Origin of the sequence: Corynebacterium sp., from assembly GCF_012837295.1 — a bacterium.
GTDB lineage: Bacteria > Actinomycetota > Actinomycetes > Mycobacteriales > Mycobacteriaceae > Corynebacterium.
Genome location: NZ_DURI01000322.1, coordinates 1 through 4,237 on the forward strand (window position 1 = coordinate 1; position 4,237 = coordinate 4,237).

At 69.7% G+C, this 4,237-nt stretch carries 3 protein-coding genes; all 3 read left to right on the forward strand.

The genetic code is table 11. The annotated features are described in order from the left end of the window. Positions 1-3,188: Rne/Rng family ribonuclease (locus tag GX015_RS12750; protein WP_366926284.1), on the forward strand; the 3,188-nt coding region annotated here is incomplete at its 5' end. Positions 3,189-3,622: 434 nt separating this feature from the next. Beyond that, complete coding sequence (gene rplU / locus GX015_RS10610; RefSeq protein ID WP_046650490.1) at positions 3,623-3,931, forward strand: 50S ribosomal protein L21; 309 nt, start codon at positions 3,623-3,625, stop codon at positions 3,929-3,931. 34 nt (positions 3,932-3,965) lie between these two features. After that, complete coding sequence (gene rpmA / locus GX015_RS10615) at positions 3,966-4,232, forward strand: 50S ribosomal protein L27 (protein WP_046650489.1); 267 nt, start codon at positions 3,966-3,968, stop codon at positions 4,230-4,232. Positions 4,233-4,237 lie beyond the last annotated feature (5 nt).

The following is a 4,237-nucleotide window of genomic DNA, read 5'->3' on the forward strand; positions in this document are numbered from 1 at the left end:
CGACGCGCCTGGAGGCGCAGCGCCGCCGTCGCGCGGATCGCCGCGCCGAATCCCGCAAGCGCCACGTGATTTCGGAGGCCGAGTTCCTCGCCCGCCGCGAGTCCGTCGAGCGCACGATGGTGGTGCGCGAGCGCCGCCGCCACGACGGCCACGGCATGGTCACGCAGGTCGGCGTGTTGGAGGACGACCTGCTCGTCGAGCACTTCGTCACCTCGGACACGCAGACGTCGATCATCGGCGACATTTACCTCGGCCGCGTGCAGAACGTACTGCCGAGCATGGAGGCCGCGTTCATCGACATCGGCACCGACCGCAACGGCGTGCTGTACTCGGCGGACGTCAACTGGCGCGCGTTCGGCTCGTCGGGGCGTTCCCGCCGCATCGAGCACGCGCTCAAGGCCGGCGACCAGGTGCTCGTCCAGGCGACGAAGGATCCGCTGGGCCACAAGGGCGCCCGCCTGTCCATGCAGATTTCGCTGGCCGGCCGCTTCCTCGTCTACGTGCCGGGCGGCCACAGCGCGGGCATTTCGCGCAAGCTGCCGGAGCCGGAGCGCAAGCGCCTGAAGGAGATCCTCAAGGAGGTCACCCCGTCGGGCTCGGGCACGATCATCCGCACGGCCGCGGAGGGCGTGTCCAAGGAGGCCATCGCCGCGGACGTGAAGCGGCTCGAGGGCCTGTGGCAGGACATCGACAAGCGCACCGCGGAAGCGAAGAACCGCAAGGGCGCCAAGCCGGTGACCATGTACGAAGAGCCGAACATGCTGATCAAGGTCGTCCGCGACCTGTTCAACGAGGATTTCTCGCGTCTGGTCGTCGAGGGCGACAAGGCGTGGGGCGTCGTGCGGTCCTACGTCGACGAGGTCGCGCCGGATCTGGCGGACCGCCTGCAGCGCTACCGCGCGGAGCAGCACGGCGGCGAGGACGTCTTCGCCCACCACCGCATCGACGAGCAGCTGGCCAAGGCGCTGGACCGCAAGGTGTGGCTGCCGTCGGGCGGCACGCTGATCATCGAACGCACCGAGGCGATGACCGTCGTCGACGTAAACACCGGCAAGTTCACCGGTGCCGGCGGCAACCTGGAGGAGACGGTCACCCGCAACAACCTCGAGGCCGCCGAGGAGATCGTCCGCCAGATGCGCCTGCGCGATCTCGGCGGCATGATCGTCGTCGACTTCATCGACATGGTGCTGCCGGAGAACCAGGATCTGGTGCTGCGCCGCCTGAAGGAGGCGTTGGGCCGCGACCGCACGCGCCACGAGGTTTCCGAGGTGACGTCGCTGGGCCTGGTGCAGATGACGCGCAAGCGCCTGGGCACCGGCCTGCTGGAGACGTTCTCGACCACCTGCGAGGCCTGCGATGGCCGTGGCCTGGTCATTCACGTCGATCCGGTGGAGCACGACCACGAGCCGCAGCGGGGTCGCCCGCGCGGCCGCCGCGCCCAGGCTCCGGGCAAGCATCCGGTGGCCGAGGCCATGCACCGCAAGGATCACGCCGACGAGCCCGCCAAGGATGAGCCCAAGTCCGACGATGCGGTGCAGGAAGACCAGCTTGACGACGCCTCGCGCGGTTCGTCCTCCGACGACCGCGAGGGTGGCGGCGGCTCCGGCCGACGTCGCCGTGGTCGCCGCGGTTCCCGTCGCGGCGGCGGTTCCGGCCAGGGGTCGGAGCAGGGCCGGGACGAGCGGCAGGGCGATGATCGCGACGAACAGCGCCGCGATGACCAGCGTGATGACCGCCGTGGCGACCAGCGTGGTGACCGTGCGGATCAGGTCGAGGAGATCTCCGAGGAGGATCGCGCCGTCGACGAGTCGGTGACGCGGGCCGAGTCGGAGGAGTCTCGTCCGCCGCGTCATCGTCGCCGTGGCCGTCGTTCCACGTCGCGTGGTCGCGGTGAGGCCGGCGACTCCCGCGGCGCCGATGAGTCGGCGTCGGATGATGAGCAGACGCGTCGTCGTGAAGCGTCGCGCGACAACCGTGACGAGCACGCCGACGTCGGGGATGCCCTGGCGCGCGTCGCCGCGCAGGCCGTGGCCGAGGCGCGGGACAAGGATCCGGACGAGCCGTCGGACGACCGCTACGTCTCGAGGTCCACGCGCCGCCGTCGCCGCCGCGTCGTGCACGCGTCGCAGCAGGCGCAGGACGCCCAGTCCGATGAGCCGCGGAAGCAGCGGTCGGATGCGTCGGAGCAGTCGGCGAAGGCGGACGCGTCCGAGAAGTCCGGGCGGGCGGAGAAGACCGGCAAGGCCGATCAGTCCGACCAGGCCGAGCAGTCGCAGCAGTCGCGGACGCAGCGCGGCGACCGGGAGCAGGCCGGCTCGAAGGGCCGTCGCGGTTCCGGTGAGCGGCGCGGCAAGCGGGGCGGGGTCTCCGAGACCCCCGAGCGCACCGTGTCCGTCGACGCCAAGCCCGAGCGCGGCGCCGATGACGCCCCGGCCGAGCCGGAGACGTACGAGGAGGCGCTGGCGGCGTTCGAGAAGTCGCCGCGCCGCAACCGCCCGACCCGCGGTCGCTCGCGGTCGGACCATGCGCCGAAGCCGGAGGATTTCGGAGTCGAGAAGGCTGCGGCGAAGAGCTCCGCCAAGGATGAGGAAGCGGGCAAGGCCGCGACCGCGTCGGATCGCGATGGTTCCGCCGATTCCGATGCCGGCAAGGGCGGCAAGGAAGGCCACGACGGCATGGACGGCCACGACGGTGGAAACGGCGGCGGCAATGGTCGCGGCGGACGTGGTGGCCGCGGTTCGCGCGGTCGCTCGCGCCGCACCGCCGGCACCCGCGTTGCGTCCGATGCGCCGCAGCAGGATTCCGGGGCCGGCGACGACGCCGAGACCAAGGCCGAGGCGAAGGTCGATGTGAAGCCCGAGCCGAAGACCGATGGAAAGGCCGACGCGAAGGCCGATTCCGGCGAGGGTTCGGGCGCCGACTCCGGTCGTCCCACCCGTCGCCGCGGTCGACGTCGCGCCGTCCGCCGCGTGACCTCCCAGGGTGATGCGGGTGCCGCAGCCGCGTCCGCCAAGGACGGAGCCGGTGACGCCGCCAAGGAAGCGCCGAAGAAGAACGCCGGACACAAGGCGAAGTCTTCCGAGGCCAAGGGCGAAGGGGAGAAGGGTGGCGTCGCAAAGCAAGACGATGCCGCCGGCAAGCCTCGCCGGGGTCGTCGCCGCGCCGTCCGCCGGACCTCGCGCGGATAGCCCGGACGCCCTGAAGTGACCACGGCCCCCGGCCCGCGACATTGAACGCGGACCGGGGGCCGATTCGCGTCATCCGCCGAGGCGGCGTGTTAGCGTTGTTGCGCATGTGACTGGCGCGTCCATCGTCGTAAAGCAAGCGGTGATGGTCGGCTTGCCGACGGCCCCGCCGCGAGAACTCCGGCGCCGCCGCGAACTTCGGCGCGCACGTCGGGTGCGGCCGCAACGCGGTTTGTCATTTGCGGGGGCGATTCGCTAGTCTTGACCAGTCGCTGTTCAGAGGCGTATCGGGCATGCCCGAATCGAGCACATGCCGGGCGCAAGCGGGAAACCGCGTCGACGAGCCATGAGGCCCGCCACTGAACGCAGAAGAAACTGTCCATGTCGAGGGGCTTTCGTCCCTCGAGTCGAGTAAACGAAAAAGGGGTAGCCCTCCTATGTACGCGATCGTCAAGACCGGCGGCAAGCAGTACAAGGTTGCCGAAGGTGACCTCGTCAAGGTCGAGAAGATCGAGGGTGAGCCGGGTTCCACCGTGGCTCTCACCCCGGTTCTGCTCGTCGACGGCTCCGACGTCACCTCCGACGCCGAGAAGCTTGCCAAGATCACCGTGAACGCCGAGATCGTCGAGGCCGCCAAGGGCCCGAAGATCCGCGGCATGCACTACAAGAACAAGACCGGCTACAAGCGTCGCTTCGGCCACCGTCAGCCGCTGACGGTCCTGAAGATCACCGGCGTTTCCAAGTAAGCCACCGAAACAAGCTTTTCCTTAAGGAGGAATCATGGCTTCCAAGAAGGGTGCATCCAGCACCAGCAACGGCCGCGACTCCGAGGCCAAGCGCCTCGGCGTGAAGCGTTTCGGCGGCCAGCAGGTCAAGGCCGGCGAGATCCTGGTCCGCCAGCGCGGCACCTCGTTCCACCCCGGTGAGAACGTTGGCCGTGGCGGCGACGACACGCTCTTCGCCCTGAAGGCCGGCGCCGTCCAGTTCGGCACCAAGCGCAACAAGCGCACCGTCAACATCGTCGAGGCCGAGACCGCCGAGGCGTAAGTCTC